The 25,374-nt window shown below is 42.7% G+C and carries 22 protein-coding genes and 1 tRNA gene; 7 read left to right on the top strand and 16 right to left on the bottom strand.

Features of this window, described 5'->3' with window-relative positions:
- Positions 1–79: 79 nt before the first annotated feature.
- The 4 genes from rhaA to ACOSVQ_RS02145 all read right to left on the bottom strand — a co-directional run bounded on the left by rhaA (position 80) and on the right by ACOSVQ_RS02145 (position 4,806).
- Positions 80–1,339 (bottom strand): L-rhamnose isomerase, encoded by a 1,260-nt coding sequence (gene rhaA / locus ACOSVQ_RS02160; protein WP_491980946.1) that lies wholly within the window; start codon positions 1,337–1,339, stop codon positions 80–82.
- A complete protein-coding gene (gene rhaB / locus ACOSVQ_RS02155) occupies positions 1,339–2,802 on the bottom strand; it encodes a rhamnulokinase (protein WP_491980945.1) in 1,464 nt (487 codons plus the stop codon). The genes rhaA and rhaB overlap by 1 nt, the downstream gene beginning before the upstream one ends.
- A 244-nt stretch (positions 2,803–3,046) precedes the next feature.
- Positions 3,047–3,763 carry a carbonic anhydrase gene (locus tag ACOSVQ_RS02150; RefSeq protein ID WP_491980944.1) on the bottom strand — a complete coding sequence of 239 codons (717 nt, stop codon included), beginning with the start codon at positions 3,761–3,763 and terminating at the stop codon, positions 3,047–3,049.
- Positions 3,764–3,915: 152 nt separating this feature from the next.
- On the bottom strand, positions 3,916–4,806 hold the full coding sequence (locus tag ACOSVQ_RS02145; RefSeq protein ID WP_491980943.1) for a LysR family transcriptional regulator: 891 nt from the start codon (positions 4,804–4,806) through the stop codon (positions 3,916–3,918).
- A gap of 165 nt (positions 4,807–4,971) precedes the next feature.
- On the opposite strand from ACOSVQ_RS02145, the gene ACOSVQ_RS02140 reads away from it, so the two are divergent.
- From ACOSVQ_RS02140 to ACOSVQ_RS02120, 5 genes are read left to right on the top strand one after another with little or no spacing between them, the layout of a single operon-like run.
- Entirely contained in the window at positions 4,972–5,994 is a 1,023-nt protein-coding gene (locus ACOSVQ_RS02140; RefSeq protein WP_020328720.1) for an amino acid ABC transporter substrate-binding protein, read from the top strand.
- 58 nt (positions 5,995–6,052) lie between these two features.
- Positions 6,053–7,207: an amino acid ABC transporter permease gene (locus ACOSVQ_RS02135; RefSeq protein WP_491980942.1), complete on the top strand. Its 1,155-nt coding sequence runs from the start codon at positions 6,053–6,055 to the stop codon at positions 7,205–7,207.
- Between the two features lie 2 nt (positions 7,208–7,209).
- The gene (locus ACOSVQ_RS02130) at positions 7,210–8,295 is read left to right on the top strand and encodes an amino acid ABC transporter permease (protein WP_491980941.1); all 1,086 of its coding nucleotides are present in this window, start codon (positions 7,210–7,212) and stop codon (positions 8,293–8,295) included.
- A gap of 24 nt (positions 8,296–8,319) precedes the next feature.
- On the top strand, positions 8,320–9,054 hold the full coding sequence (locus ACOSVQ_RS02125) for an amino acid ABC transporter ATP-binding protein (protein WP_165310941.1): 735 nt from the start codon (positions 8,320–8,322) through the stop codon (positions 9,052–9,054).
- Between the two features lie 8 nt (positions 9,055–9,062).
- On the top strand, positions 9,063–9,992 hold the full coding sequence (locus tag ACOSVQ_RS02120; RefSeq protein WP_491980940.1) for an isoaspartyl peptidase/L-asparaginase family protein: 930 nt from the start codon (positions 9,063–9,065) through the stop codon (positions 9,990–9,992).
- 52 nt (positions 9,993–10,044) lie between these two features.
- Here ACOSVQ_RS02120 and ACOSVQ_RS02115 read toward each other — a convergent pair whose 3' ends face one another.
- Positions 10,045–10,887, bottom strand: coding sequence for an SGNH/GDSL hydrolase family protein (locus ACOSVQ_RS02115; RefSeq protein ID WP_491980939.1), 843 nt, complete (start codon positions 10,885–10,887; stop codon positions 10,045–10,047).
- Positions 10,888–11,048: 161 nt separating this feature from the next.
- Between ACOSVQ_RS02115 and gltS the strand changes: the two genes are divergently transcribed.
- Positions 11,049–12,275: a sodium/glutamate symporter gene (gene gltS / locus ACOSVQ_RS02110; RefSeq protein ID WP_491980938.1), complete on the top strand. Its 1,227-nt coding sequence runs from the start codon at positions 11,049–11,051 to the stop codon at positions 12,273–12,275.
- 91 nt (positions 12,276–12,366) lie between these two features.
- Here gltS and ACOSVQ_RS02105 read toward each other — a convergent pair whose 3' ends face one another.
- The 6 genes from ACOSVQ_RS02105 to ACOSVQ_RS02080 all read right to left on the bottom strand — a co-directional run bounded on the left by ACOSVQ_RS02105 (position 12,367) and on the right by ACOSVQ_RS02080 (position 19,494).
- The gene (locus ACOSVQ_RS02105; RefSeq protein ID WP_491980937.1) at positions 12,367–13,896 is read right to left on the bottom strand and encodes a GGDEF domain-containing protein; all 1,530 of its coding nucleotides are present in this window, start codon (positions 13,894–13,896) and stop codon (positions 12,367–12,369) included.
- A 22-nt stretch (positions 13,897–13,918) separates the two neighbouring features.
- A complete protein-coding gene (locus ACOSVQ_RS02100) occupies positions 13,919–14,221 on the bottom strand; it encodes a hypothetical protein (protein WP_491980936.1) in 303 nt (100 codons plus the stop codon).
- A gap of 143 nt (positions 14,222–14,364) precedes the next feature.
- The gene (locus ACOSVQ_RS02095; RefSeq protein WP_491980935.1) at positions 14,365–15,549 is read right to left on the bottom strand and encodes a hypothetical protein; all 1,185 of its coding nucleotides are present in this window, start codon (positions 15,547–15,549) and stop codon (positions 14,365–14,367) included.
- Between the two features lie 571 nt (positions 15,550–16,120).
- Positions 16,121–16,208: transfer RNA gene (locus tag ACOSVQ_RS02090), tRNA-Ser, on the bottom strand.
- 159 nt (positions 16,209–16,367) lie between these two features.
- Positions 16,368–16,817, bottom strand: a complete 450-nt coding sequence (locus ACOSVQ_RS02085; protein ID WP_491980934.1) for an L-alanine exporter AlaE — start codon at positions 16,815–16,817, stop codon at positions 16,368–16,370.
- Positions 16,818–17,076: 259 nt separating this feature from the next.
- The gene (locus ACOSVQ_RS02080) at positions 17,077–19,494 is read right to left on the bottom strand and encodes a hybrid sensor histidine kinase/response regulator (RefSeq protein ID WP_491980933.1); all 2,418 of its coding nucleotides are present in this window, start codon (positions 19,492–19,494) and stop codon (positions 17,077–17,079) included.
- 188 nt (positions 19,495–19,682) lie between these two features.
- On the opposite strand from ACOSVQ_RS02080, the gene ACOSVQ_RS02075 reads away from it, so the two are divergent.
- Positions 19,683–20,255, top strand: a complete 573-nt coding sequence (locus tag ACOSVQ_RS02075; RefSeq protein WP_491981114.1) for a UPF0149 family protein — start codon at positions 19,683–19,685, stop codon at positions 20,253–20,255.
- Between the two features lie 66 nt (positions 20,256–20,321).
- On the opposite strand, the gene nadA is transcribed toward ACOSVQ_RS02075, so the two are convergent.
- The 5 genes from nadA to tolA all read right to left on the bottom strand — a co-directional run bounded on the left by nadA (position 20,322) and on the right by tolA (position 25,367).
- Entirely contained in the window at positions 20,322–21,383 is a 1,062-nt protein-coding gene (gene nadA / locus ACOSVQ_RS02070; protein ID WP_491980932.1) for a quinolinate synthase NadA, read from the bottom strand.
- Between the two features lie 180 nt (positions 21,384–21,563).
- Positions 21,564–22,340 (bottom strand): tol-pal system protein YbgF, encoded by a 777-nt coding sequence (ybgF, locus tag ACOSVQ_RS02065; protein WP_491980931.1) that lies wholly within the window; start codon positions 22,338–22,340, stop codon positions 21,564–21,566.
- Positions 22,341–22,356: 16 nt separating this feature from the next.
- Positions 22,357–22,899 carry a peptidoglycan-associated lipoprotein Pal gene (pal, locus tag ACOSVQ_RS02060; RefSeq protein WP_491980930.1) on the bottom strand — a complete coding sequence of 181 codons (543 nt, stop codon included), beginning with the start codon at positions 22,897–22,899 and terminating at the stop codon, positions 22,357–22,359.
- Positions 22,900–22,929: 30 nt separating this feature from the next.
- Positions 22,930–24,282: a Tol-Pal system beta propeller repeat protein TolB gene (gene tolB, locus ACOSVQ_RS02055; protein WP_491980929.1), complete on the bottom strand. Its 1,353-nt coding sequence runs from the start codon at positions 24,280–24,282 to the stop codon at positions 22,930–22,932.
- Between the two features lie 14 nt (positions 24,283–24,296).
- A complete protein-coding gene (gene tolA, locus ACOSVQ_RS02050) occupies positions 24,297–25,367 on the bottom strand; it encodes a cell envelope integrity protein TolA (protein WP_491980928.1) in 1,071 nt (356 codons plus the stop codon).
- Positions 25,368–25,374 lie beyond the last annotated feature (7 nt).

Here is a 25,374-nt window from a genome sequence, read left to right as displayed (position 1 = left end):
CATTCTCTTTATTATTGTGTTTCACGTTGTAGGGGTTTTAATGCTCTACCCCAGCCACACTATGTAACTGGGGTATAACTTAGCGTTTGAGCAGAACTTCTTTTTCATACTCTTTAACTTGTTCCAGCCAGCTCAAACCAACTGGGACATCTTGGCTCATGCAGTAGTAATCCCACACTGCGTTCCAAGGTAATGACTTGTTTTCCTCCATCATGGCTAGTCGTGTTGTGTAGTCGCCAGACAACTCAGCTTGTTTCATTTGCTTACTTGGCTCTAGCAGTGCTCTAAGCAGTGCTTTACGCATATTTCGTGTACCAATGACCCATGCTGCAATTCGGTTTATAGACGCATCAAAGAAGTCCAGACCAATGTTGACGCGATCAATCAAATCGTTACGAACGATTTCGTTGGCAATCGCTTGTGTTTCGTCATCAAGTAACACAACGTGGTCACTGTCCCAACGGATTGGACGACTCACATGGAGCAACAACTCATCGACGTAAAGAGAAGCTGCAGAAATTTTGTCTGAGATAACTTCCGTTGGGTGAAAATGCCCTGCGTCCAAACAAAGCATGATGTTTCGGCTACCTGCGTAACCAAGGTAAAACTCATTTGAACCAGGCGTATATGCTTCAGCACCTATACCAAACAGTTTCGACTCCACGGCATCCTTGTGATATTGCTTGGATATTGGTTCAGCAATAATCTTATCTATCGATTCCATTAAGCGCTGACGAGGACCTAGACGATCAACTGGTAAGTCTTTAGAGCCATCCGGAACCCAAATATTCATGACCGATGGAGTCCCAAGTTCTTTGCCGAAATATTCCGATATTTTTCGACTCGCAATACCGTGATCTATCCAGAATTGACGTACTTTTTCATCAGGATGACTCAATGTCATGTTGTCTTCGCTGAGCTTGTGTGAAAAGAACGTTGGGTTGAAATCTAAACCGATTTTTTGCTCTTTTGCCCATTCAACCCAGTTTTTGAAATGCTCAGGTTTAATCTGGTCACGATCAACAAACTGCTCTGCTTCTAAATAAATGGCATGCAGATTTAAACGCAACGCACCCGGAATTAACCGCATTGCTTCATTAAGGTCACTACGCAGCTGCTGCGGAGTTCGAGCTTTACCCGGATAGTTCCCTGTAGTCTGAATGCCGCCCGTCAATTGCCCATCGGGGTCTTCAAAACCAACAACATCATCTCCCTGCCAGCAATGTAATGAGATGGTGATTTTATTCAGTGTTTCTAAAGCACTGTCGACATCAATACCCAGTTCATTAAATGCCTGTTTGGCGAATTCATAATTCGACTTGATTTGCTCTACGTTCATCAGTTCACACTCTTTCTAGTTGTTAACGACATGAATCGACTCCAATGCTCACCAAATGAAGCGCTGTTGCTTGCAACAGGCGTGTACTTTTTCATTGGGAAAGAATCGCGAACGATTTGTCTTGCTTGTTTCACGTTTTGGATTTCATTTAGCGCAATAAGCTGCCCGCAAAGGTTACCTAAAGCAGATGCTTCAATCGGACCGGCAGATACCTCACACTCACAGGCATCAGCACACAGCTGATTGAGAAATTCGTTTTGACTGCCGCCGCCAATAATTTGGATTTTCTGTAACCGTCCTTGGCGTAATTCATTCAGCTCAATCCATACTTTTTTGTACTGGAAGGCTAAGCTTTCAAACACAGAACGTGCGAGTTCTCCGGCTGATTGAGGAACAGGTTGTTCGCTGGCAGCACAGTAGTTTTGGATAGCTTCAGTCATTGAAGTTGGGCTAAGAAAACAGATGTCGTCAGGATTGATTAAGCTACGAAATGGCTGCGATGCCTGCGCCAGTTCAACTAGTTGAGCAAAGCTGAACGCTCCCAACTCTTTCTGTACGTTCTGAATCAACCACAATCCCATGATGTTTTTCAGAACTCGGAATTGATGTTCAGCACCACCTTCATTGGTAATGTTGAAACGTTGTGCAACCTCATGGGTGATCGCCTTATCGCTCTCAATCCCCATTAATGACCAAGTTCCAGAGCTGATATAAGCGCACTCTTCGCCACCTTGTGGTAAGGCGAGGATTGCCGAAGCGGTATCATGACTAGCAATCGATGCCAGTGGGATAGGCTCGTTAGTATCTGGGTAATATCGCCCGATGATCTGATTTGGCAAGCTGGGTTTTAAAAACCACTTGTCAGGCACACCTATCTGAGAAAGTAGCTCGCTATCCCAGTCATATGTCTGACAATTCAGAAGCTGAGTAGTACTGGCGTTCGTGTATTCACAATGAGGGACGCCGGTTAATTTAAATCCCAAGTAGTCAGGGATAAGCAATAAACGGCTGACATTTGATAGCCATTCTGGTTGGCTTTTAACGACAGCAGCTAACTGATAAATCGTGTTGAAAGGAAGGAACTGGATCCCCGTTGTTTGATAAATAGTGTCTTTGCCAATCCTAGCGACAACATCATCGAAAGTTTCGTTTGTACGGCTATCACGATAAGAGACCGTTTTACCGAGGGTATTGCCATGTTTATCGAGCAACGCGAAATCCACACCCCAAGTGTCGATACCCATGCAATCCACATTGATACCTTCATTTTGGACTTTTGCAATCCCTACTTTGATTTCGCTAAGTAGAGTCTCTAAGTCCCAACAAAGCTGATTATCGGCATCACAAACTACACCGTTGCTAAAGCGATGGTATTCAGTAAGGCTAAGCATACCTTGGTCAAAACGACCTAAGATCACTCGTCCACTGGATGCTCCCAAATCTACCGCTATCAGATGTTTCATACCAATTCTCCTTATTCTGATACTTACGTTAGGAGATTGAGTTAGAAACAACCTTTGAGATTTTTAACGGTTAAGCGGCAATTCGGTCATTTTTCCAAAGTTACCGTTAGACTGTTCACAGTTGTGACAAATGAGTCCATTTGCCAAATAAATTTAGGAAATAACGAGAAAAGAGTTAAAGAGGAAAAGAGAAAACATCAAAGAAAGCCTGCTTAACATTCCATCTAAGCAGGCTTTGCATGAACTATTGACCTAATACGAGACGAGCATTAATAGCTTGAATAGGACGGTTGTTATGCCCCATCAACTGTTCAAACTTCTCAACTTGAGCATTTGAAATAGTAAGTGGCTGTTTCAACACCAACCAACGTACGCCTTCAGAACACGGAGGAGTAGTTAACGAGCCATTAAAACGGTAATACTGCTTTTCTTTCGGCAGTAGCGCAGTTACCTCGAATGGCTTAGAAAGGTCAGTTTTTGCCTCTTCTTTCGGCGCTACAGCTAACAGTTTTTCAAGCTCTGCATTTTGTTCTCCCAATTTAAAAAACAGGGAAACCACCGCTAAATGCCCATTTTTATCCGCATGAACGTAGTGTGCTTCTAACGGATAAGACTGCCCATCGACTTGGTTCTCTGAAGGTGTGTGGAAATGGAACTGCTTGAGCTTAAAAGCCTGACCATCAACCCATAAGATGTTTTGCTGTGATACTGATGCCTGCAAAGTGTGACCGTTGTTGGTCACAGATACAGCTTGACCTGAATAGTCAAATTTAAGGTCTTTCAGTTCAGCTTTTGTTACTGCACTAATGTCAATTGGGCTCTGGTTTTGCCCTTGAGCACAAGTCGCAGAAACATTACCCCAATGCTCAGGAGAATGCTCGCCATGATATCCCCATTCAGAAGCTTGAGCTTGGCTCATAGAAGCAAGAATCATTGCAGCAGCCACTAGCGTTTTTTTCATCGTTTATCCCTGTTAACTAATAGAAAAACGGGATAATTACACAGAGCAATATCTTAAAAATCGATGAAATCTTTGATTACTTATTTGCGTCATTCATAGCGATAAAACTTAGAGGCTAATGCAAAATTTCAATCAAAAAAACGTCCTTCTACCTACCCGTTGGCTATGGATTTCGCATGCTCAAACAGCTCATTAATATAGGGATGTGGATTCTTGGAATCAGTCAGCCGTATTAGCACAATTTCTAAAGGTTCACTGTACTCTGACCAAATATGAATGAGCCTTCCATCATCGATGTATTCCTTCGCAACTGAATAAGGGATACAAGCGACACCATTGCCATGAATTGCCATCGGCAATAACGATTCGGAGATAGTGGATTGAAAAACCACTGACAGCTTTTTCGCTTGCGGTGTAGCGTTAAACAGTGGCAAAGAGAGCTCTAATAGCTGAGAAGACGGCGCATACGTCAGATGTGGAATCGTACTCTCTTCTAACTGTTGTCTTGGAAATGACGCACCGCAAACCCAAACGAGCGCATCATCTGCGAGCTTCAAAACTTCAAACTCATCTGACTCAAAGTAACGTGCTGCTTGGTTGCTTTGGTAAAACAGTAAGCAATCAGCGCGCTGAGATTGCAACGCAGCCTGATAACCAGTGACAGAACGCACGCCAGAATCAATACTGCTGACTAATGGCGCAGTCATACAATTTAGTACTTGCGTGAACCATTGAGGGAAAAAGTTACACGCTAAGGTATGCAAAGATGCGAAAACCATTGGGTTAGGTTTGTTCGCCACCATCTCTTCACAACGCTCAGCCATCTGAACCATTTCAGCTGCAATGGGATAGAGTCTTTTACCCTCTGGTGTTAGCTTGACGGGGGTTCGACTTCGATCAAACAGTTCAACGTTCAGATGTTGCTCTAACTGCTGAATCCTGCGGCTAAATGCCGCTTGAGATGACGCATTTAATTGAGCCGCCAACGAAAATTTCTGGCAGTCTGCCAAAGTAATAAAATCCTTTAACCAGCGAACATTCATTCCTTTATCCCTTCATTGCCACATTATCGAAATTTTGCATAAGTTATGCAAAATACAAGACATCAAATGCTTCCAATCACCATAGATAAACGCATAAATTGTAACCAAAGGAAAGCAAAATTTAATTACAAATCTATCAAACTGTAATAAATAAAAGGACTTATCATGAAACTAAAAGCTGTAGGGCTCGTTGTATCAGGATTATTGTCAGTTGGATTTTCAACTAGCAGTTATGCAAATCTTAAAGATGACATTATTCAACGTGGCACACTGAAATGTGGCATTTCAAGCGACAAAATGGGTTTTTCTTACATCAATGACCAAGGCAAATGGACAGGGATGGATGTTGATTACTGTCGCGCTGTTGCTGCCGCTGTTTTAGGTGATCCAGAAAAAGTTGAATACATTACAACCACTTCGAAAAACCGCTTCACATCTTTAGCTTCTGGCGAAATTGATATCCTATCCCGATCTACCACTTGGACCGTATCTCGCGATGCAAAGCTAGGGGCTGACTTCACCACGATTTGGTTCTACGACGGTCAGGGGTTCATGACTCGTAAGTCGCTTGGTGTTAAATCAGCAGCAGAGCTGGACGGCGCGACATTCTGCCTCTCCCCAGGTACCACTTCTGAGCACAACCTTGCAGACTACTTTGGAGCTAAAGGTCTGACATACCGTTCTGTTGTATTTGAAAAGACCGAAGAGCTTTACGCGGCCTACCAAAAAGGACGCTGTGATGCTCTGACCAATGACGTAACTGGTTTGGCTGCTCGTCGTACCCTGTTTAAAGATCCTGATGAGCACATCATTCTTCCTGAAATCATTTCAAAAGAACCTCTTGGCGCTTACGTAAAACAGGGCGACAACGAATGGCGTGACATCGTCACTATGGTGGGTAACGCGCTTATTGAAGCCGAAGAGTTAAATGTTACTCAACAAAATGCGGAAGAATTGGCGAAGTCATCGGCTAAGCCAGCAATTAAACGCCTTCTTGGTACTGAAGGCAGCCTTGGTACAGATTTAGGCTTGAAGCAAGATTGGGCACTTAAAGCGATTGAAGCGACAGGCAATTACGGTGAGATTTTTGCGCACCACGTTGGTCTTAACTCGCCACTGAAATTTGAACGTGGTGCGAATGCTCTTTACACCAATGGCGGCTTAATGTACGCCCCTCCTTTCCGTTAATCTTGTTTATCTGTCAGCCTACCTAGATGTGGGCTGACCTTCCATGGATAGGTTGAATATGCAATTAAAACTGACCAAAGGCACCTTGATAGATTGGGGCCAGCAAGCCGTACTCTTAATCACGGTAACTCTCTTATTTTGGTACTTAGGTACTAATGCTTCTGAAAACATTGCCAAATTAGGCATAACCACTGGTTTTGATTTTCTCGGTGAACGAGCAGGCTACGACATTACTTTCAGCCTGATTGACTACGACCAAAATGATACTTACTTGCAAGCCTACTATGTGGGTGTTGCCAATACGCTACTGGTCTCCTTTTTGAGTATTATTCTGGCAACCGTTCTTGGCTTTGTTATCGGTGTCGGTCGCGTATCGAATAACTGGGTGATCAGCCGTCTATGTCGTGGTTATGTTGAGTTTATTCGTAACGTACCTCTCGTCGTTCAACTGGTATGGTGGTATGCCCTGTTTCTCAGCTTGCCTGCAATTCGAAACAGCATTCAGTTGGGTGATAACATTTATCTTTCTAACCGTGGTTTAGCAATTCCACACTTATCATTGGCTGGCTGGGGTGGTTATGTATTTCTTGCTCTACTCGCGTCATGCTGCGCAGCGTTCTTCTATCGCAGAGCGGTAATTCAAAAGGTTCAGTGGGTTGGATTTAACCCTATTCTCTGGCCACGCCTTTTGGCTATTGTGGTTTCGTTACCAACCCTTGTGATCATCATTACTTTGGTTTCTGGAAACTTCGAATACAGCACCCCGAAACTTACGGGATTCAACTTTCAAGGCGGGATGATTGTTATTCCAGAACTGGTCGCGTTGTGGATTGCACTCTCTTTTTACAGTGCCAGCTACATTGCAGAAATCGTTCGTGGTTGTATCCAGTCAATATCAAAAGGTCAGCACGAAGCAGGGAAGGCTCTTGGATTTAACGATTCAACCATCATGTGGAAATTGATTGTTCCTCAAGCCGTTTACCCTATGGTTCCACAAATCACCAGTGTCTATCTGAACATCATTAAGAACTCATCTTTGGGTGTTGTGATTGGCTTTATGGAACTGGTCTCCTCGACTGGCGGAACAACGTTGAATAACACAGGTCAGGCGATTGAGTGCATCCTCATTGTCATGGGTACGTATTGTGTCTTTAGCTTGGTTACAAGCCTGCTGATGAACTGGTACAACTCGCACGTTGCGGTAGGGAAATAATCATGCAAAGTGAAACTATCATGGAATACATTGAACCGCGCCCAGCGATTGAGATAAAAGCAGGATGGAAAGAGTGGTGTCAACAAAACCTGTTCTCTTCGGTATTCAACACCCTACTTACTATCACAGGTTTACTGTTTGTCATCTGGCTAGTGCCGACATTGCTTAACTGGTTTATTTTCGATGCTACGTTTGTTGGCGAATCTCAAGCAGACTGTGTTTCTGGCGGAGCATGCTGGTTACCTGTGGTAAACCGTATTGAACTCTTCACCTATGGGATGTATCCCGATGAACAACAATGGCGAGTCGATGTTGCTTTCGGTTTGGCTGCTATCGCAATCCCGATGTTGTACATCAAACGCTTCAATAAACTAGTGATGCTTTGTTACATCGCAGTGTTGCCATTTGCAATGTGGATGCTGCTTAAAGGCGGCACGTTTGGCCTTGAAACCATCTCAACTACTAAGTTCGCAGGCATCATGCTGACTCTGTTCTTAGCGATTTTCGGTATGGTTTTTGCCCTCCCGCTTGGAATTTTATTAGCTCTGGGCCGGCGTTCAAAACGCCCAGTGATTCATTGGCTCAGCGTGGCTTACATAGAACTGGTTCGCTCTGTCCCTGTGATCACCTTGCTGTTTATGGCATCCCTCATGATTCAGTTGTTCTTGCCACCCGGTCAAGAATTCGATGTTCTGCTACGTGTTGTTGCTGTGCTGGTACTGTTTACTGCCGCTTATATGGCAGAAACCATTCGCGGCGGTCTTCAGTCAATCCCTCAAGGGCAGTTTGAGGCTGCGCAAGCACTGGGTTTTGGATACTGGAAAATGATGGGACAAATCATTCTCCCGCAAGTACTGAAAAACTCCATACCATCTTTGCTCAATCATTTCGTCGGTATTTTAAAAGAGACCACGCTGGTGATGATCGTTGGCGTGTTAGACATTGTCGGTGTTGCTTCAAGCACACTCTCAAACGCGAAATGGGTGGGATTAGAAAATGAAATGTACGCATTTTTGGCGGTCTTTTTCTTCGTCTGCTGTTTTTCACTCTCTCAATACGCTGCGCATTTAGAACGCCGCTTAAAATAATGCCTTTTTAGGAGAAGTTATTACATGGAAGTCATCAACACCAAAAATTTAAATAAGTGGTACGACTCATACCATGCCCTTCGCGATATCAACTTAAGCGTAAAGAAAGGCGAACGCATCGTTATCTGCGGCCCTTCGGGATCGGGGAAGTCAACATTAATTCGCTGCATCAACCAATTGGAAAAGCACCAATCGGGTTCTCTCAACGTGTTCGGTCAAGAAGTCAGTGATACCCCAAAAGATCTGATTGAGTTGCGTAAGCAAGTGGGTATGTGTTTTCAGTCGTTCAACCTGTTCCCTCACCTCACTGTGTTGGAGAACTGTGTGCTACCGCAAACGTCTAACTTGGGTATCAAAGAACATGTGGCGATTGATAAAGCGCTAGCTCTGCTCAACAAAGTGAAAATCAGAGAACAGGCAAACAAATACCCGAGTCAGCTTTCAGGAGGACAACAACAACGTGTTGCGATCGCTCGTGCGCTGTGCATGAACCCTGAAGTAATGCTCTTTGATGAACCAACTTCTGCACTCGACCCAGAAATGATCTCTGAGGTGCTTGATGTCATGACTGACTTAGCAAGCGAAGGGATGACTATGCTGTGCGTAACGCATGAAATGGGCTTTGCACGCAAAGTTGCCGATCGAGTCATCTTCATGGATCAAGGCCAGATCGTCGAAGAAAACAACCCTGAAGAATTTTTCTCTGCACCTAAATCACCTCGTACGCGCGAGTTTCTAAACCAGCTGATTCACCACTAAGGATGTATATGTTAAACGAGTATTCTATTGCTATTCACGGCGGCGCAGGTGCTATGTCCAAAGGGAAACTAACTCCTGAACAAGAATTGGAAATTACCACGGTTTTAAAAGAGATTATCGAGGATGGACTCGCAAGCCTTAAAGAAGGAGCAAGTGCTCTGGACGTTGTTCAGGTTGCAGTCAACATGTTAGAAGACTGCTCGTGGTTTAATGCTGGCAAAGGTGCGGTATTTAATCACGAGGGGAAACACGAGCTTGATGCTTCTATCATGTGTGGAAAAACTCTCGACGCTGGCGCAGTATCTGGCATTCGTTTCAGCCCAAACCCAATCAACGTTGCCAGAGCGGTTATGGATTGCTCTCCTCATGTTTATCTTGGTGGCGAAGGCGCTGAACAATTTGTTCGCGATCTCGGCTTAGTTGAAGTCGATAACACCTATTTCTCAACAGAGATGCGTTATCAACAGCTTCAATCAGCGTTAAAAGCTCAGGAAGTGATTCTTGAACCAACGGATAACGACTACAAATACGGTACCGTCGGCGCTGTTGCTTTTGATAAACACGGTAACCTAGCGGCTGCGACCTCTACAGGTGGGATTACCAATAAACAATATGGTCGTATCGGTGACTCTCCAGTGATTGGGGCAGGAACTTACGCCAACAACCAAACTTGTGCAGTGTCTGCAACTGGACATGGTGAGCATTTCTTACGACATGTGGTTGCCCACAATATTTCGTCTCGTATGAAGCTCGCCAATGAAAGCCTAGAGCAAGCCACCAATCATGTTGTCTTTCATGACCTAGCCAGTACAGGTGGCAACGGCGGTGTTATTGCCGTCGATAACCAAGGCAATATCGCCCTTCCGTTCAATACTGAAGGTATGTACCGAGGCTGGGGTGGTTCGAACCAACCCGCTCAATCGAAGATTTATGAGTAATAAAGATGAACGGAAAGCGCCGAATGTTAAACATTAGGCGCTGAATTATCCATCACTCGCGAAGGCTAAAATACTCCTCCAGCATTGGAGTAAGCAAGGCAATCCATTGTCCATAAGCGTGAGAGTTAAGATGAAGGTCATCAGCACTGCAATTCAATGGTAGAAAGCCTTCGGGGCAAAGCATAGCGTTTAAATCGATAAACTTGGCATCTGTTTTGTCACAAAGCTTAATAAGCTCTTGATTCAATTGTGCTACCAAAGGGTTTAAATCCTGTAGGCGCTGGCCAACAAACAACGTCGACTGAACCCATACATCGATACCGCGCTCATGCCAGTAATTCAGCATCTGCCCATAGTTATCTATGATTTCTTCAACAGTGTATCCCTGCGCCAAATCGTTGATACCAGCCATCATACAAATTAATTTCGGCTGACAAGCAACTGTGCTCTCTATACGGAAGATCATTCCATCTGTCGTATCGCCACCTAACCCACGGTTCGCCAACGATACACAGTGAATGCCGTCATGCCATGGTCCCCACTCAGTAATGGAATCACCATACATCACTAAATCAACAGGTTTTGCAAAAGCTAGGTGGTTATCTTTTGTTTGCATGAAGCGGCTTACCTTTTGGGTTCGTTGGCTTAAATCGAGTGCCTGCACAATCTGCTTAAAATGTTGCGGCGTGACATTATAACCATCAAGAAATTGAGTAAGTTTTTCTACTTCAGTTTTGAATCGAGAAATTCGCGTCGTGAAACCATGCTCATCACGCAGCTTATAGAGCTGTTCAACCAGAGTGTAGAAATGTTGGGTAGTATCCGCTTGATAAAGTTTTACCAAGTCTAGACATTCTGTCTCTGAGAGTTCATTTAGAAGCTCTTCTCTGGTCATTTTATGACTCCTTTCTTCTTATCTGATGATAAAACCGATGAAAAACTTACATTTCTCATAAAATTTTTCGGAAAAAGCCGTCGAGGGGTTGCTATTACCCTACAAGAGGCATAACACTCTCCGCTTAAGAACGATGAATATAACCACGAATAAGGGGCAATATGAATCATTTGATATCAGTAAGTGCACTTGAATCATTTTTAGTAGCCATCAGTGTACTTTTCTTAGGGCATTTCATTAATGCCAAACTGCCGATTCTTAGTAAATTCAATATTCCAGAGCCGATCGTCGGTGGTCTAATTATCGCTTGCTTGATTACTGTGCTGCATTTTTATGGCATCGATTTAGAGTTTGATTTACCGCTTCAGAACACCTTCATGTTGATGTTCTTTGCTACTGTCGGGCTCGCTGCAAACTATACCCAACTGATGAAAGGCGGAGCGAAAGTCTTCATCTTCTTAGCTGTCGCATCAGTCTACATCATCATCCAAAACGCAATTGGTGTGTCATTAGCTGCTGCTTTGGGTCTTGAGCCTTTAATGGGCTTGATTGCGGGCTCTATCACTCTATCTGGTGGTCACGGAACAGGTGCAGCATGGTCTCAAACCTTCCAAGATGTTTATGGTATGGATAACGTACTGGAAATCGCTATGGCATCTGCGACATTCGGTTTGATTATCGGCGGCATCATCGGTAGCCCAGTAGCACAGCGTTTGGTAGAGAAAAACAACATTGAGTCTGAATATGGCAGAGGGTCGAAAACTCACGAAAAGTTCCCAGAACTGGTGACTTACAATGAGTACGAAGAAGACAAAGTTACGGCTAAGAAAGTGATTGAGAAATTGTTCTTCTTACTTATCTGTGTGACCGGAGCGAAATACGTAGAACTGTGGGTCAATACATTTGAAATTTCATGGTTGATGATTCCTGATTTCGTTTACGCATTGTTTATTGGTGTAGTCATTACCAACTTCTTAGAAGTAACCAAAATACGTAAACTGGATGCCGAAACCATCGATATGCTCGGTACTGTATCGCTTTCACTATTCTTAGCGATGGCACTGATGAGCTTAAAGCTGTGGAATATTTTTGACTTGGCGATTCCATTCTTAGTCATACTTGCCATTCAGTCAGTGATGCTTGCCATATTCACTTACTATGTGACGTTTAAAGTGATGGGAAGTAACTATGATGCCGCGGTAATATCTGGTGGGCACTGTGGATTCGGTTTAGGGGCTACACCAACGGCGGTAATGAACATGGGTTCTATCGTAAACCGTTTCGGCCCATCACCTCAGGCTTTCATGGTTGTGCCGATTGTCGGCGCATTTTTCATAGACATCGTTAACTTGATAATCCTTCAGGGATACATTTCGTTTCTTGGTTAACACCACTTAATTTCAGTTATGAATATCAAAATCAAATTAAGTCGTAACAAATACATGTTTGTACTGCTGTAAATAGAAAGTGGGTAAAGTTCTAGGTTTTTAAGCCATCAATTTTGAATCCTGTTTTACCCGCTTTTTTAACTCGATACATCATTTGGTCTGCTCTAACGAGCAGAGTTTCAACGTCATATCCAACTTTTTGCGAAGTGCTTACACCAATACTAGCACCTACACTTACTGCAATTTCATCGCTAATTTCGATTGGGCGTGTAAACGCATTTTCCATATCACTGAGTATATTAGGTAAAACATCCAACTGTTCTAAAACGGTTGCAACAATAAACTCATCACCTCCCCAGCGTGCGACAATGTCATCAGGTCTTGTGACACCTCTTAGTCGTAAGCTCAATTCTTTAAGAACAATGTCACCAGCTTCATGCCCATACTCATCATTAACAATTTTAAAGTCATTGAGATCAAGCCATATCATTACTAAATGGTAGCCATTTTCTTTCGCCATTCCGTTTAGAGCTTCAAACTGAACTTCTGCACCACGTCGATTAAATATTCCTGTTAGTGCGTCATGTGTCGCGTTGTAAACGAACGTTTTTTCTTTGCGTGCTCGATCAGAAATATCGTAAACAACTAGCTCGACAAATTTTTCTGATTCATCTTTCTGGTGATGTTCAACATGTGAAAAAAGCACACGTAACCAAACATCATCTTTATCCTTGAGTCGAAGATCTTGAAATGAACTGTTGCCCTCGTTACGAACTTGGTTGATCAAAAATACAAACTCTTCTTTATCGTCAAAAAGTTGAGGCAAATAAATCAAATCAGCATCAGTAGCTCGGTATTGAAGAGTCGTTTTAAATGAACGATTCGATAAATAAACTTGATCCCTTTCATTTATCAAAGCAATACCTGCATGTGAGTATTCGAAAATAATTCTGAACTGGCGCTCTAGCTTAATAATCTGTTGACTTTGTTCCGCTTGACTACGATAAAAACTAGATATTCTGTTCATCAAATTATTGGTATTTTCAGCAAGAAAACCAATTTCATCATTTGAGCGTACATGTATTTCTTTTTCTGATTGAACTCCATCTACAGGAGCATTTCGGATCTGTTCTAGTAGTTCATTGAGTGGCTGGGTAACAACGAAACGAATAAGAATATACACACACAGCAGGATAAGAATTAGCAATGATGATTGCCAAATCACTAAAGATATCCCCTTGTCCTGAGCGTTATCGTTAATATATGAATAATCTAGGAAAAGCTCTAATTTCCCAACTTCGGTTTGACTAAATGGCGGCGTAATAATTTCAACGATATTACTTGTCGAATTTGGAATATTGCCAGCAATAAACTGTGAGTTATCAGAAATACTGAAGCGTACGGCCTTTACTTCTGGATTTTGCGATAAACTTGAAACGATCTCAGACGCCAGAGATTTATCTGACAAGTAAGCAGCCATCGATGCATTGTACTTAACCATATCTACTAGCCTGTTTACTCTTTGCTCAGCAGATCTCTGTGATTCCTCAAAAGTGTATTGATAGCTTATGAAACTTGTAACGGGTATAAAAAAGATGGCAACTAAGACAATACCGGCCATCAACTTGAATCCGATTCGACTTTTAATCCATTGATATAACGAAAACCGTTTTAACACCGTCATTCAGTTCTCCAATTGAAGCCTTAGATATATATCCAATTGCATTTGCATTATCAGCAACTAACTTAACAATATCTTGCTCTTTAGGTACAGGCATAGGTGGCGTAGCTCTGCCACTAAACATTAATCGAGCCCAATATGCGTTTACTTCTGGCAAGGACATGTGAACTAGGGATTGGTAGAAGTCTTCTCTAACGTCTGATGAACTAGGTGCATCAAGTTTTACGACAGCATCACCTGATGGAAAGTAAGGCGATCGCCCCATAAACAAATCTATAATTTGCTGTTTTGATATAGAGTTCAGTGGATTATCTCTATTCACGATCACGAGCAGATCTTGCCCCCACCCTTTGATTGGAGTGCAAAGCAATATCATGATGAGTAAGACAAAATACTTTTTCATATGCATCAAAATATAAAGCTCATGCCAATACTAAATATATTTACCTGCTCGTCACTGGTCACGGTGTCACCATCCCACAGCAAATCTTTGTTTGCCGACACCCAGCTTCTATCCCACTGACCTTTTAATGCAATATTAGTTGCTATATCCCATCGAGCACCAATGGACAGTGTGCTTTGTTCAAAGTCTGCGGAATTGAGACCGTTCTGAATGTACGTTCGGTATAACGCTGGAAGTTGTTCACTTGCAGATTGAGGTGAATGAGTCGTACGTGTGTGAGACAAAAGCCCGTACAAAGCAAAATCATTTACACGCTTAACCAAACCAGTGTAAGCGGCAACCGATGGGAGAACGAGAGACATGTCCGTATCCATATATGACACCTCCGTTAACCACTTCCAGCCCATATATCGATATTCGAAACCAGTTGCATAATAATCAATTGGCGAATTGGTGCTATCTAGTTGACGTAAAGTCTCGCTCACACCAGGAACTAATATATAAGCTTCGAGTAAACTCCTTATAGGGTCTAGACCCGATTGCGTGGCAGACTCTATCTCTGTTCGAGCATATGCAGCTCTATATATGAACCCTCCATTCTCATATCGAATCGCTGCTCCAGCAAACGGGACAAGATCAAAGTCAGACTCACTTGTTTTGTACTTAAACGAGCTTCCTGAGCGGCCATAAAAAACTTTGGCGGCAATATGCCCTTCTGACAATGAATAACGATATAAGAGTTCTGCTCCATCAAAATGGTAGAAAGGTATTGCACCGTAGAAATCAACAGGAGGTCTTACCCAATCATAGGAATACCCTATATTGCCAACGTCGCCAATCAGCGTTAAATCACTACCGATTCTACCGATACGTAAATTCCATGCATTATTAAAGTCGTAGCTTAAATTCGCCCAAGAGATCGATTCATCGAGACTATTGTTGATTCTATCTTTACCAACAACTTGTACTGATGCTTTGAGCGCATCGGTAAATTGAACATCTGCCTGTAAACCTAGTAATGAATCTTGAGTTAAACTGAATTCTCTAGCTTTACCTTCTTGAGTCATGTCTCTTCGATAAGCTAACGATTCAGAGTCAGAATATACCCCACCAAGAGTTCCAAACCCTCTTAGCTCAACCATATCAGTAGCAGAGTAACCTATTGACGGAAGGAAAATTATCCCTATCAATACTCTCCATACTTTAAACTTCATGGCTATTCCCTTCCTTAGAGATTGGCGAATCCCACAAACTTAATTCTTTAAGCAATCAATGAGCCATAGTTCTATAACATGCAGCAATACTACATTAGTTTAATGGAATATAAATAGAGCATAAGTCATATAGTAGAAAAGTTTGATTTTTATTATCCAACTAAGAACTTCTCTTAAACATCAAATTACTAGCATTAGGGACTTCTTATATTTATCCGCTAGCATCCTACAGTATGCGCATTAATATTTATTATTTATTATTTATTATTTATTATCAAATAGTTATGATATCACCATTGGCCAGAAATAGGATTTCACTACATGAATCGATTGATAAAAGAAAAATCCTAAGACGCATTTTTCTAAAAATAATGTCCATTTTAGTCAACAACTAATGAAGCTTTTCAACTTTTAAAAGCATTACTTTTGGCATTATATAAAACAGCCGCTATCTTCAACTTGCGCAGACATGGGAAAATACAACTAGCTGATTTTCTTGAACAGTAGAAACGAAAAAAGACGTCCTAAGACGTCTTTTTCTAGAATTTGGCGGTGAGCAAGAGATTCGAACTCTCGATACGTTGCCGTATACACACTTTCCAGGCGTGCTCCTTAAGCCACTCGGACAACTCACCGGAGGTTAACCTTAACGGCTAACGAGGCGCTAATTTAATGATTCAGTTATTGATCGTCAAGGAAAAAACCCAAAAAAAGCGTCCTAAATAAGTTATTTGCTTACTAATTGGCTAAATTGGATATTTTACCTGCATTTGCGTTTTGATCTGCTGATTGAATCACATCGCCTGATAATAACCAGGTACTTTAAACCAGCGACGGCACATATCTAAAAAGTAACCGTAAATCACACCCATTCCACAAGACACAACAGCATTACTCGCAACAGCAGTCATGATTTGGTCCGTTGATGCACCAACAGTGAATAAGATAGCGGCATAAACAGGTGATTGGAACAAAACATAAGCAACCAGATCGGACACGTTTTTCATCATACTGGTTTCTGAAATACGGCGACCTTGTCTAAGCATAAAATCTCGAAAAATACCGTAAGGCCAAGCAATAGCGATATTGACAGGAATAGACAACGTTCGCGAAGCCAGAGATTGCTCGAATGTCATTTGAGAAATGAAGATTTCAATAATCATTCCCGACACAAAACAAAAAACGACCATAGCAAATGTGTCCGCAGCAGCATGACGTATACAAAAAGGGCCACGAGCTTTCATTTATGTCCTCACAAGATAATAAACTGCAAAATTAGCACTCTCATAACACATATCACCACCATAAAAAGATCAGGCAGTTAATGGCGCCATTAGAACACAACTCATATAGTTTTTGATCTCGTATTTTTAATTAGTTATTGAATAAACAACCATAAATGAAATGCAAAGTAGCATCTCTCTCTTATTTCACACTGTTATAACAAATGATTATTCTATGCTTTGAGGGTCTAGAAGTTAAACCTAGCGCTGTCTTTTGTGTTCAATAATCAGACAGCAGTACGGTTAACAAATCGACAGATGATTTTGGAGGTAGCTCACCCTCTTCCAAGTGCGCTTTCACAGTTTTAAGTGCCGAAACTAACTGACTTTCGGAAGGTAACTCTAAAGATTCTTCTAATATCTCAATAATGTCCAAAGCCTCACCTAATGCTTTGTTTTCTATTGCTATATAGAACTTAACCAACATCTCTTCAGCGTTTCCGCTAAAAGCCAATTTGGGCATTTCTGAATGGTATTGATAGAGTTTGTTGATGTGATTATAGAGCGCATCATCTAGCTCAGCTTCATTGATTGGTTTGGCAACGATGGAATCAGCTCCTGCATTTAAAAGACCTTCTCTTGTCTCTTTAAATACATCTGCCGTACACCCAAGAATCAGCACTCGAGATTGAGGGCTGCCAAGGTGGCGTATCGCCTGAATCGCTTCTACACCATCTTTAACAGGCATGTGGTTATCCATTAGAACAAGGTCAAACTGCCCACTTGCAACGGCTTGAATAGCTAGATCCCCGTTTTCGACGCATTCACACTCGAAGCCTTTGTTCTTCATAAAAGTTTCGATGATCATTGTATTGGTTCGGTTGTCTTCCACTATCAGCACTTTCAGCCCCGCATAACTTAAATGACGAGATTGATTGTTTTCGTGTGTCTCTGGATCGCCAACATCTATCTTTAGGTTTACTTGAAAGCTAGTGCCAATATCGACCTTACTGTTTACCGAAACGGTTCCGTCCATAAGTTCGGCAATCTGCTTAACAATGGCCAAACCTAAACCTGTACCCCCAAATCTGCGTGTTGTTGACGACTCCGCCTGTTCAAAGGGGCGGAAGATTTTTTCCTGTGCTGCTTTTTCTATTCCTATACCAGTATCTCGTACTCGGATACTTAAATAGAGCTGGCCATCGAGTTTCACTTCGCTAAAGAAAACTTCCACTAAGCCGCGAGAAGTAAATTTCACTGCATTGTTCAACAAGTTAAACAAGATCTGGCGAATACGAGCTTTGTCAGAATTGTACCAACGGTTCGCTGGTACTTCGGAATAGACTTTAAATTGCAGCCCTTTCTCATGGCACAAAGATGAGTACACACTGGTAACACTGCCAATAATGAATTCGAGTGGGAATTTGGTGTAATCAAGCTCCATATGCCCTTGCTCAAACTTAGAAAAGTCGAGCATCTCGTTAAGCAACGTCATCATATGTTCACCAGACTCATAAAGGCTCTTCAGTTGCTTACGCTGCTGTGGTTTTAAGTCTCCGCGAAGAAGAATCTGCGCCATACCCAAAACCCCATTCATCGGCGTGCGAATCTCATGGGATAAAGTTGCAAGGAAAATACTTTTTGATTTGGTTGAAGCCTGCGCTTTAACTTTCTCGGCTTCCAAATAGATGGTTTTCTGATTAAAGGTATCAATCAAATAACGGATTTCGTCATGACTGTTGTATGGGATATCAATAATCCCACCTTCTTTAGAGTCATCTACTTTCTGCGCAATGAGAGCAATCGGGTTTATCAAATAACGGTTAAGTAAGTAGTAACCGAACATCAAGCAGAAGAGTAAGAGCGGAATAATGCCTTTTTCTACACTCATCACTAAGTCGAAGACATCTTCATCAACCAAACGACGAGAGTTCACAACGTCGAGTTTCCAGTCAAAATCGCCGAACGTGTATTTGCTGACATATGCACCATCACGCAACCGGAAATTATGCTCTGTGATGTTAGAACCATAAGAGTCTCTTAGCGATACGCCAAGGTCGTAGCGTTCAGCATGACGAGATATCAAAGCAGTTAAGCTTTGCAGTGACAAATCGACCGTTGCTACACCTGCAAATTCACCATTCACGTAATACGGAGAGGTTACCGTTATCATCTGAATTTGGGTGAAGGAATCGACATAAACGGGTGACCAGAATACTTTGCCACTCGGCTCTTCCATACCAGATACGTACCAGACTTCACTATCGTACCCTCCGGCTTCAGGATTATTCCACGAATAGAGCTGATCGACTTGACCATCTGTAGCTCGGTTAAAGAACAGTCCACTGTATTTAACATTAGGGTCAACGCTGTACGGCTTTGGCCAAATGCCGCCACTGATAACTACATCATCTACAGTAGAAAATATAGAACGAAGCATACGAGAAGCTTCTTCTTGATTTTCAGAAGCCTGAGCAATACTAACGATGCTTTGAAGAACACCCACGGAGCGATTAAGCGGATCTAATACTTGTGAAGAGAGAAGCTCAGCACGTACATCCAAGTACTGCTTCAGCTCCTTTCTGAAAGGAGAATCGACGGCCAAATAAGTCAATGAGCCGATTGTGGCTAGGAAAAAGCACAAATACACGATGAGAGCCAAAATACTTTTGCGCTTTAATGATGAACGTATTTCCATAAGCCTTTGATAAAATATCCTTTTGTAACAGTATAGTGAAAATATATTGAAATTTATCCGCTCGTGACTGCAAATATTACTCTAAACCGCATTTTATGTACTAAAAAACTGTTTTTGCTGCAAACTCGCATCAATTAGCTGTTAAGGGTAAGATAGCGCTAATTTTTCGCAGTAAAGTATGGAACCTTATTTTGACCTTACACGATATCCTTACCCTACCTGAGTTAGAAGATAAGTTGCTTAACGAAGCTAAGTCGCGTGGTTTTGTTGCTGCTATGGCATGCGCCCCAAATATTCTTCCGCCGCAAGAATGGCTACCGTTCCTTTGGGGTGGCGAAGAAGTCGCTCCATTTAGCGATGGCGAACAGCTAGAAACATATATCCAGCACATTATCGATATGTGGAACCAATATCGTTCGTCTTTCCTTGAGGGAACATGGGTTTGGCCGGAAGGTTATGAGCTTGATGAAGAAGAGATCGTTAATGATTCTGTGCGTGATTTTTGTGAAGGGGTACTGCAAGGCTGGCAGTTAGCACGCGATGACTGGGAAGTTCTAATGCCTGAAGAGAGTCAAGACAATGCCTTACTCGGCGGTGTGCTTCTATCACTTAGTATGCTCTACGATCCTGAAACAGCCCTGACAACATTAAGTGAACAAGGAATGACAGGTTTAGATCAGTTTGAAGAAATCTATGCTGCAATACCTGTAATGCTATGCGGGTTAACGCAACGCGGTGTCACTCTCGCAGAAGATCAATAATATCGACGATAAGTTAAAGACAAAGAAGCCAGCATTTGCTGGCTTCTTTCATCTTAAATGGGCAGATTAAGCATTGCCTTTCACTTTTATATTCAGCTGCTCTGCAAAATCTAGCATTCGATTAAGAGGGATAAGAGATTTTACACGTAGCTCTTCATCAACGAATATCTCGTGCTCTCTCCCACCGTCTTTTAACGCTTTCTCAATCGCTTTCAAACCGTTCATCGCCATCCACGGGCAATGTGCGCAGCTACGACACGTTGCTCCCGCTCCGGCGGTTGGTGCTTCAATCAGTTCTTTTTCAGGCACCAATTGCTGCATTTTAAAGAAGATCCCTTTATCAGTTGCAACAATCATTTTCTGATGTGGAAGCTCTTTGGCTGCTTTGATTAATTGGCTCGTAGAACCTACAGCATCAGCCAACTCTACAACACTTGATGGTGATTCAGGATGAACTAGTATGGCCGCCTCTGGGTAAAGGTTTTTCATTTTCTTCAGTGCGTCGGCTGAAAACTCATCGTGCACCACGCACTCACCTTGCCAAAGCAGCATATCTGCGCCAGTTTTCTGAGCAATGTAAGAACCCAAATGACGGTCTGGTCCCCAAATAATTTTCTTATCTTCAGATTCAAGCTGTTCAACGATTTCTAATGCGATACTTGAAGTCACAACCCAATCAGCGCGAGCTTTAACCGCAGCTGAAGTATTGGCATAAACCACAACAGTGTGGTCTGGATGTGCATCGCAGAACTCTGAGAATTTATCGGCTGGGCAACCAAGGTCAAGTGAACACTCTGCATCTAAGGTTGGCATTAAAATACGTTTTTCGGGCGTCAAAATTTTTGCAGACTCACCCATAAATCGTACGCCAGCAATAATCAGAGTGCTTGCTGGATGACGATTACCAAACTTAGCCATTTCCAAAGAGTCACCGACAAATCCGCCAGTCTCTTCTGCTAGTGCTTGAATTTCGGGATCAGTGTAATAGTGAGCAATCAGCACTGCATCTTTCTCTTTCAGCAACTGTTTAATGCTCGCAAGGTAGGTTTGCTTCTCTTCGGCCGATAACGGAATCGGTTTTGGAGGGAATGGGTAAACCGTGTCAATTTTATCTAATATATGGCTCATTGCTCATGCTCTATGCAACTTCCTTTAGTCCGCGCATTGTACACCGACATAGATTAGATAGGCAAAAATGATTCCTTTGCTGGATGATTGTTGAGCTTCTAGTAATTGGTCGAATTAAACATGAATGACCAATAAAAAAGGCTGCCTTTTGGCAACCTCTTTTCAATCATTTACTTATTATTACTTCAGATTTTCACTTGCGACTTTCGCAGATGCACTGGTTGGGTACTCATCAACGACCTGCTGATAGTACTTTTTAGCCTGAGCGTCATTGTTATTGCGCTTAGCTATGTCACCTAGCTTCACTAAAGCATCCGCACGCTTGTTGGAATCTTTGTAGGAAACCACAGCAGCAAAACTGGTGACGGCTTCTTTATCTTGCTTTTTCGCGAAGTAAAGTTGGCCAAGCCAGTAATGAGCGTTAGGTGCAAAGTTGGAGTTTGGATAGTCTTTTTGGAACTGTTGAAAAGCGGCTATCGCTCCAGCGTAGTCACGTTTCTTTAGAATTAGGTCCACGGCATTTTGGTAAGCCGCTTGCTCGTCTGCATCACTGCTAAATGTGCCTTGTGGTACATCGTCATCGTTCGACGCAGCTACAGCAGGTGCTGGTTTTTTAACTTCACCACGGACACGGTCAAGCTCAACAAACAACTCCCTTTGGCGTTGTAACATCTGCTGCATGTCGTAGTTGTTCTTTTCTATCTGCCCACGTAATTCATTAATTTCGAGAGCCATGTTGTCTAGCTGTTGCTGCATCTGCACTTGAAGACGTGCACGATTTTCAAGCAGACGTTCTAATCGCTGGATTTCAGATTCTGAAGACGCAGAACGAGTGGATGACGCTTGGCTAGATGAATTATTGCTGAGATCAGATACTGGAGCTGGTGCAGCGAACGAGCTGTTCGCTGCACTTGCCAGTAACGTAAGCGTGATCACGCGCTTTAAGTTACTGAACATGAGGTTCTTTCCCGAATTAGTATACTAGAACTGCGCGGCGGTTCTTCGCGTATACTTCGTCAGATTGGCCAAGAAGAAGAGGTTTTTCTTCGCCGTAGCTAACGATAGAGATTTGGTCAGCTTGAACACCTAGAGCTTCTAGGTATTTAGCAACTGCTTGTGCACGACGCTCACCAAGTGCGATGTTGTACTCTGGAGTACCGCGCTCATCAGCGTGACCTTCGATAGTTACTTTTAGGCTAGGCATTTTGGTTAGGTAAGCCGCGTGTGCTGCTAGCATTTCTTCGTAATCGCCAGCGATAGTTGCGTTGTCGAATGCGAAGTAAATTGTTGATGTTTCACGTAGAGCTTGTTCTTTAAGCTCTTGCTCAGAAAGCTGACCGTTTTGATCCATTGGAGAAACAACTGTTGTATCAACTTGGTTAGCTGAACCTGAAGTTGATTGGTTAGTTGTTTCTGAACCAGCGTTGCTTGCTGCGTCTTCGCTTGAACTACAAGCAGTCACTGCTAGAACTGGTAGCGCAATTAGTAGCCCTTTAAGAACTTTATTAAGTTGCATCTTGTTTTTTCCTTTATTTTGTATTTTTCGCTATAAGAACGGAGACCAGGCAGGAGCGCGTACACGTCCGTTGGTTGCCGGTAATCTAGCTTTAAATCTTCCGTCTATTGAGACCATCGACAATACGTTGGTCTTGTTGTAGATGGAACTGTATATAACCATACCACCATTCGGCGCAATACTTGGAGACTCATCAAGCAAAGTTTTTGTAAGAACTTGTACTGACCCCGTTTCCAAATCTTGTTTTGCCAAATTAAACCCAGAGTTTGAACGATTCACCATTACGAGGAATCGACCATCGGGAGTAATCTGACCGCCTAAATTTTGGCTGCCCTGCCAAGTCAAACGCGTCGTCGCACGGTCTGACAAATTTACTTGATATATCTGAGGTTTACCACCCCGATCTGATGTAAATATGAGCGATTTACCATTCGGATGCCAAAATGGCTCCGTGTTATTTGAGCGACCACTCGTTATTTCAGTCAGCTTACGAGATGCCAGATCTAAGGTATACACTTGTAGACTGCCTGTTTTAGACAGTACTAACGCCAACTGTTTTCCGTCAGGAGAAAATTTTGGCGCCCCATTGTGACGTGGGTATGAGGTCACTTTTTCACGAGTTCCCGTATAAATGTTCATCAGATAGATTTCTGCCTGACCATTTTGGAAACTTACGTAAGCAAGTGTTTTTCCATCAGGAGACCACGAAGGAGACATGAGAGGCTGCTTTGAACGCAGAACCAGTCTTTCGTTGTAACCGTCATAATCCGCAACGCGTAGCTGATATGGGTATTGGTCTTTGTCGTTCACTACCACATAGGCAATACGAGTTAAAAATGCGCCTTTTTCACCTGTTAGTTGTTCATATACAAGATCAGAAATACGATGTGCATATTCACGAAGTCGGTTCGCTGGTACAGTAGCGACCTTGTTGAACAACACATGATCTTTAGAAAGCACCAGTTGCCCATCTGAACTTAATGTCTTGCTCTGTCCTTGAGTCAGTTGCCCACGAACAACATCAACCAGTTGGTAGCTAATAGCATAGTTACCATCGGCGTTTTGCGTAATAGAGCCAGTTAGTAAAGCATCAACACCAACACCCGTCCAAGCGTCGAATTTCACCTGAGCTTCAGTGTACGGTGTTTGTGGCATTTTGCTTGTAGGAATCGGGCTGAATTTCCCACTTCTTTGTAAGTCTGATGAAATAACCGCCGAAACATCTTGAGGTAACGGGGCTGAACCTTCCCATTTAAACGGAACAATGGCAATTGGACGCGCAGAGTTGATACCGTCAGTGATGATCAGTTCCAATGCTGCGTTCGCGTAATGCACGCTACTTGTGATGACAAGTACACATCCTAAAATCAATCGCTTTAACACAAGCTATATCCTTTTTACTCTGGTACTACTGTTAAATTAATATTCTTGAGCTTATTAACAACGTCTGGCTCATCTTTAGGTAAAGGGAAAGACCCTACCTGTGCGATAGCACGTTTGGTTGCTGAACATAAACGAGAATCACCACCTAAAACAGAAACATCACCCACAATGGCTCCGGTTCCTGTAGGGATAAGCCGCAGATTCACTTTACATTCTTTGCCTTTAAAGCTGTCTTCTATCAGCAAGTTTTGCTGAATCAACTGAGTGTAAATTGCACCCCAACGCATAGATTCATCCGAAACGTACTGAGAACGAGCAGAGGAGTTCTGTTCAGCTTCAGTTTCTAGGCCAGAAAATATGCTGTTCAACGCTTTCTCTTGCTCTTTACGCTCACGTTCTAATTTCTCTAAGCGTTCTTTCTCTTGTCTTGCTTTTTCAGCCGCTTCTTTTGCAGCTTTTTCCTTCGCTATACGTTCTTGCTCTGCTTTTTCAGCCGCTTCACGCTCACGGCGCGCTTTTTCTTGGGATTCTTGAGCTGCTTTTTCTTTCGCTAGACGTTCTTGCTCAGCTTTTGCCGCTGCAGCTTCTTTTGCAACACGTTCAGCTTCAGCTTTCTTTGCAGCTTCTTCTTTCGTTTTACGCTCAGCTTCTGCTTTCGCAGCCTGTTCTTTGGCTACTCGCGCTTTTTCAGCAGCAACTTTTTGTTGCTCCTCTTGTTCCTGACGTCGTTTTTCTGCTTCTCGAGTAGCTTTCGCTTCTTTTACTTGCTGCTCTTTCAGCTTACGAATTCGTTCTTCTTCAGCTTTGCGGTTCTTCTCTAGTTGCTCACTTTCTCTACGCAGCTTATCCAGACGCTCTTGCTCTTTCTTTGAAGCCGCTTCTCGCTGGCTACGAATTTTATCCGCTTGTTGCTTCACTAGATTAGGGTCGATAACTATAGCTTGCACCATTTGGCCTGAAGGCTCAGGTTTAGACATAGTGAAGTCAGTACCCCAAAGTAATGCGGCAATCAAAATCGCATGAAGACCGACAGATATTGCTACCGGCTTGCTATATGAACTTTTTCTCGACTTATGATCTTTCATGAACGAT

Source organism: Vibrio sp. HM8-C (assembly GCF_058630515.1).
This window is presented reverse-complemented; position numbering and strand designations above follow the sequence as displayed.

What these genes read in the sequence shown, in the direction of transcription:
- rhaA (WP_491980946.1), bottom strand. Translation starts at nt 1,339, where the DNA reads ATGAACGTAGAGCAAATCAAGTCGAATTATGAATTCGCCAAACAGGCA.
- rhaB (WP_491980945.1), bottom strand. Translation starts at nt 2,802, where the DNA reads ATGAAACATCTGATAGCGGTAGATTTGGGAGCATCCAGTGGACGAGTG.
- ACOSVQ_RS02150 (WP_491980944.1), bottom strand. Translation starts at nt 3,763, where the DNA reads ATGAAAAAAACGCTAGTGGCTGCTGCAATGATTCTTGCTTCTATGAGC.
- ACOSVQ_RS02145 (WP_491980943.1), bottom strand. Translation starts at nt 4,806, where the DNA reads ATGAATGTTCGCTGGTTAAAGGATTTTATTACTTTGGCAGACTGCCAG.
- ACOSVQ_RS02140 (WP_020328720.1), top strand. Translation starts at nt 4,972, where the DNA reads ATGAAACTAAAAGCTGTAGGGCTCGTTGTATCAGGATTATTGTCAGTT.
- ACOSVQ_RS02135 (WP_491980942.1), top strand. Translation starts at nt 6,053, where the DNA reads ATGCAATTAAAACTGACCAAAGGCACCTTGATAGATTGGGGCCAGCAA.
- ACOSVQ_RS02130 (WP_491980941.1), top strand. Translation starts at nt 7,210, where the DNA reads ATGCAAAGTGAAACTATCATGGAATACATTGAACCGCGCCCAGCGATT.
- ACOSVQ_RS02125 (WP_165310941.1), top strand. Translation starts at nt 8,320, where the DNA reads ATGGAAGTCATCAACACCAAAAATTTAAATAAGTGGTACGACTCATAC.
- ACOSVQ_RS02120 (WP_491980940.1), top strand. Translation starts at nt 9,063, where the DNA reads ATGTTAAACGAGTATTCTATTGCTATTCACGGCGGCGCAGGTGCTATG.
- ACOSVQ_RS02115 (WP_491980939.1), bottom strand. Translation starts at nt 10,887, where the DNA reads ATGACCAGAGAAGAGCTTCTAAATGAACTCTCAGAGACAGAATGTCTA.
- gltS (WP_491980938.1), top strand. Translation starts at nt 11,049, where the DNA reads ATGAATCATTTGATATCAGTAAGTGCACTTGAATCATTTTTAGTAGCC.
- ACOSVQ_RS02105 (WP_491980937.1), bottom strand. Translation starts at nt 13,896, where the DNA reads ATGGCCGGTATTGTCTTAGTTGCCATCTTTTTTATACCCGTTACAAGT.
- ACOSVQ_RS02100 (WP_491980936.1), bottom strand. Translation starts at nt 14,221, where the DNA reads ATGGGGCGATCGCCTTACTTTCCATCAGGTGATGCTGTCGTAAAACTT.
- ACOSVQ_RS02085 (WP_491980934.1), bottom strand. Translation starts at nt 16,817, where the DNA reads ATGAAAGCTCGTGGCCCTTTTTGTATACGTCATGCTGCTGCGGACACA.
- ACOSVQ_RS02080 (WP_491980933.1), bottom strand. Translation starts at nt 19,494, where the DNA reads ATGGAAATACGTTCATCATTAAAGCGCAAAAGTATTTTGGCTCTCATC.
- nadA (WP_491980932.1), bottom strand. Translation starts at nt 21,383, where the DNA reads ATGAGCCATATATTAGATAAAATTGACACGGTTTACCCATTCCCTCCA.
- ybgF (WP_491980931.1), bottom strand. Translation starts at nt 22,340, where the DNA reads ATGTTCAGTAACTTAAAGCGCGTGATCACGCTTACGTTACTGGCAAGT.
- pal (WP_491980930.1), bottom strand. Translation starts at nt 22,899, where the DNA reads ATGCAACTTAATAAAGTTCTTAAAGGGCTACTAATTGCGCTACCAGTT.
- tolA (WP_491980928.1), bottom strand. Translation starts at nt 25,367, where the DNA reads ATGAAAGATCATAAGTCGAGAAAAAGTTCATATAGCAAGCCGGTAGCA.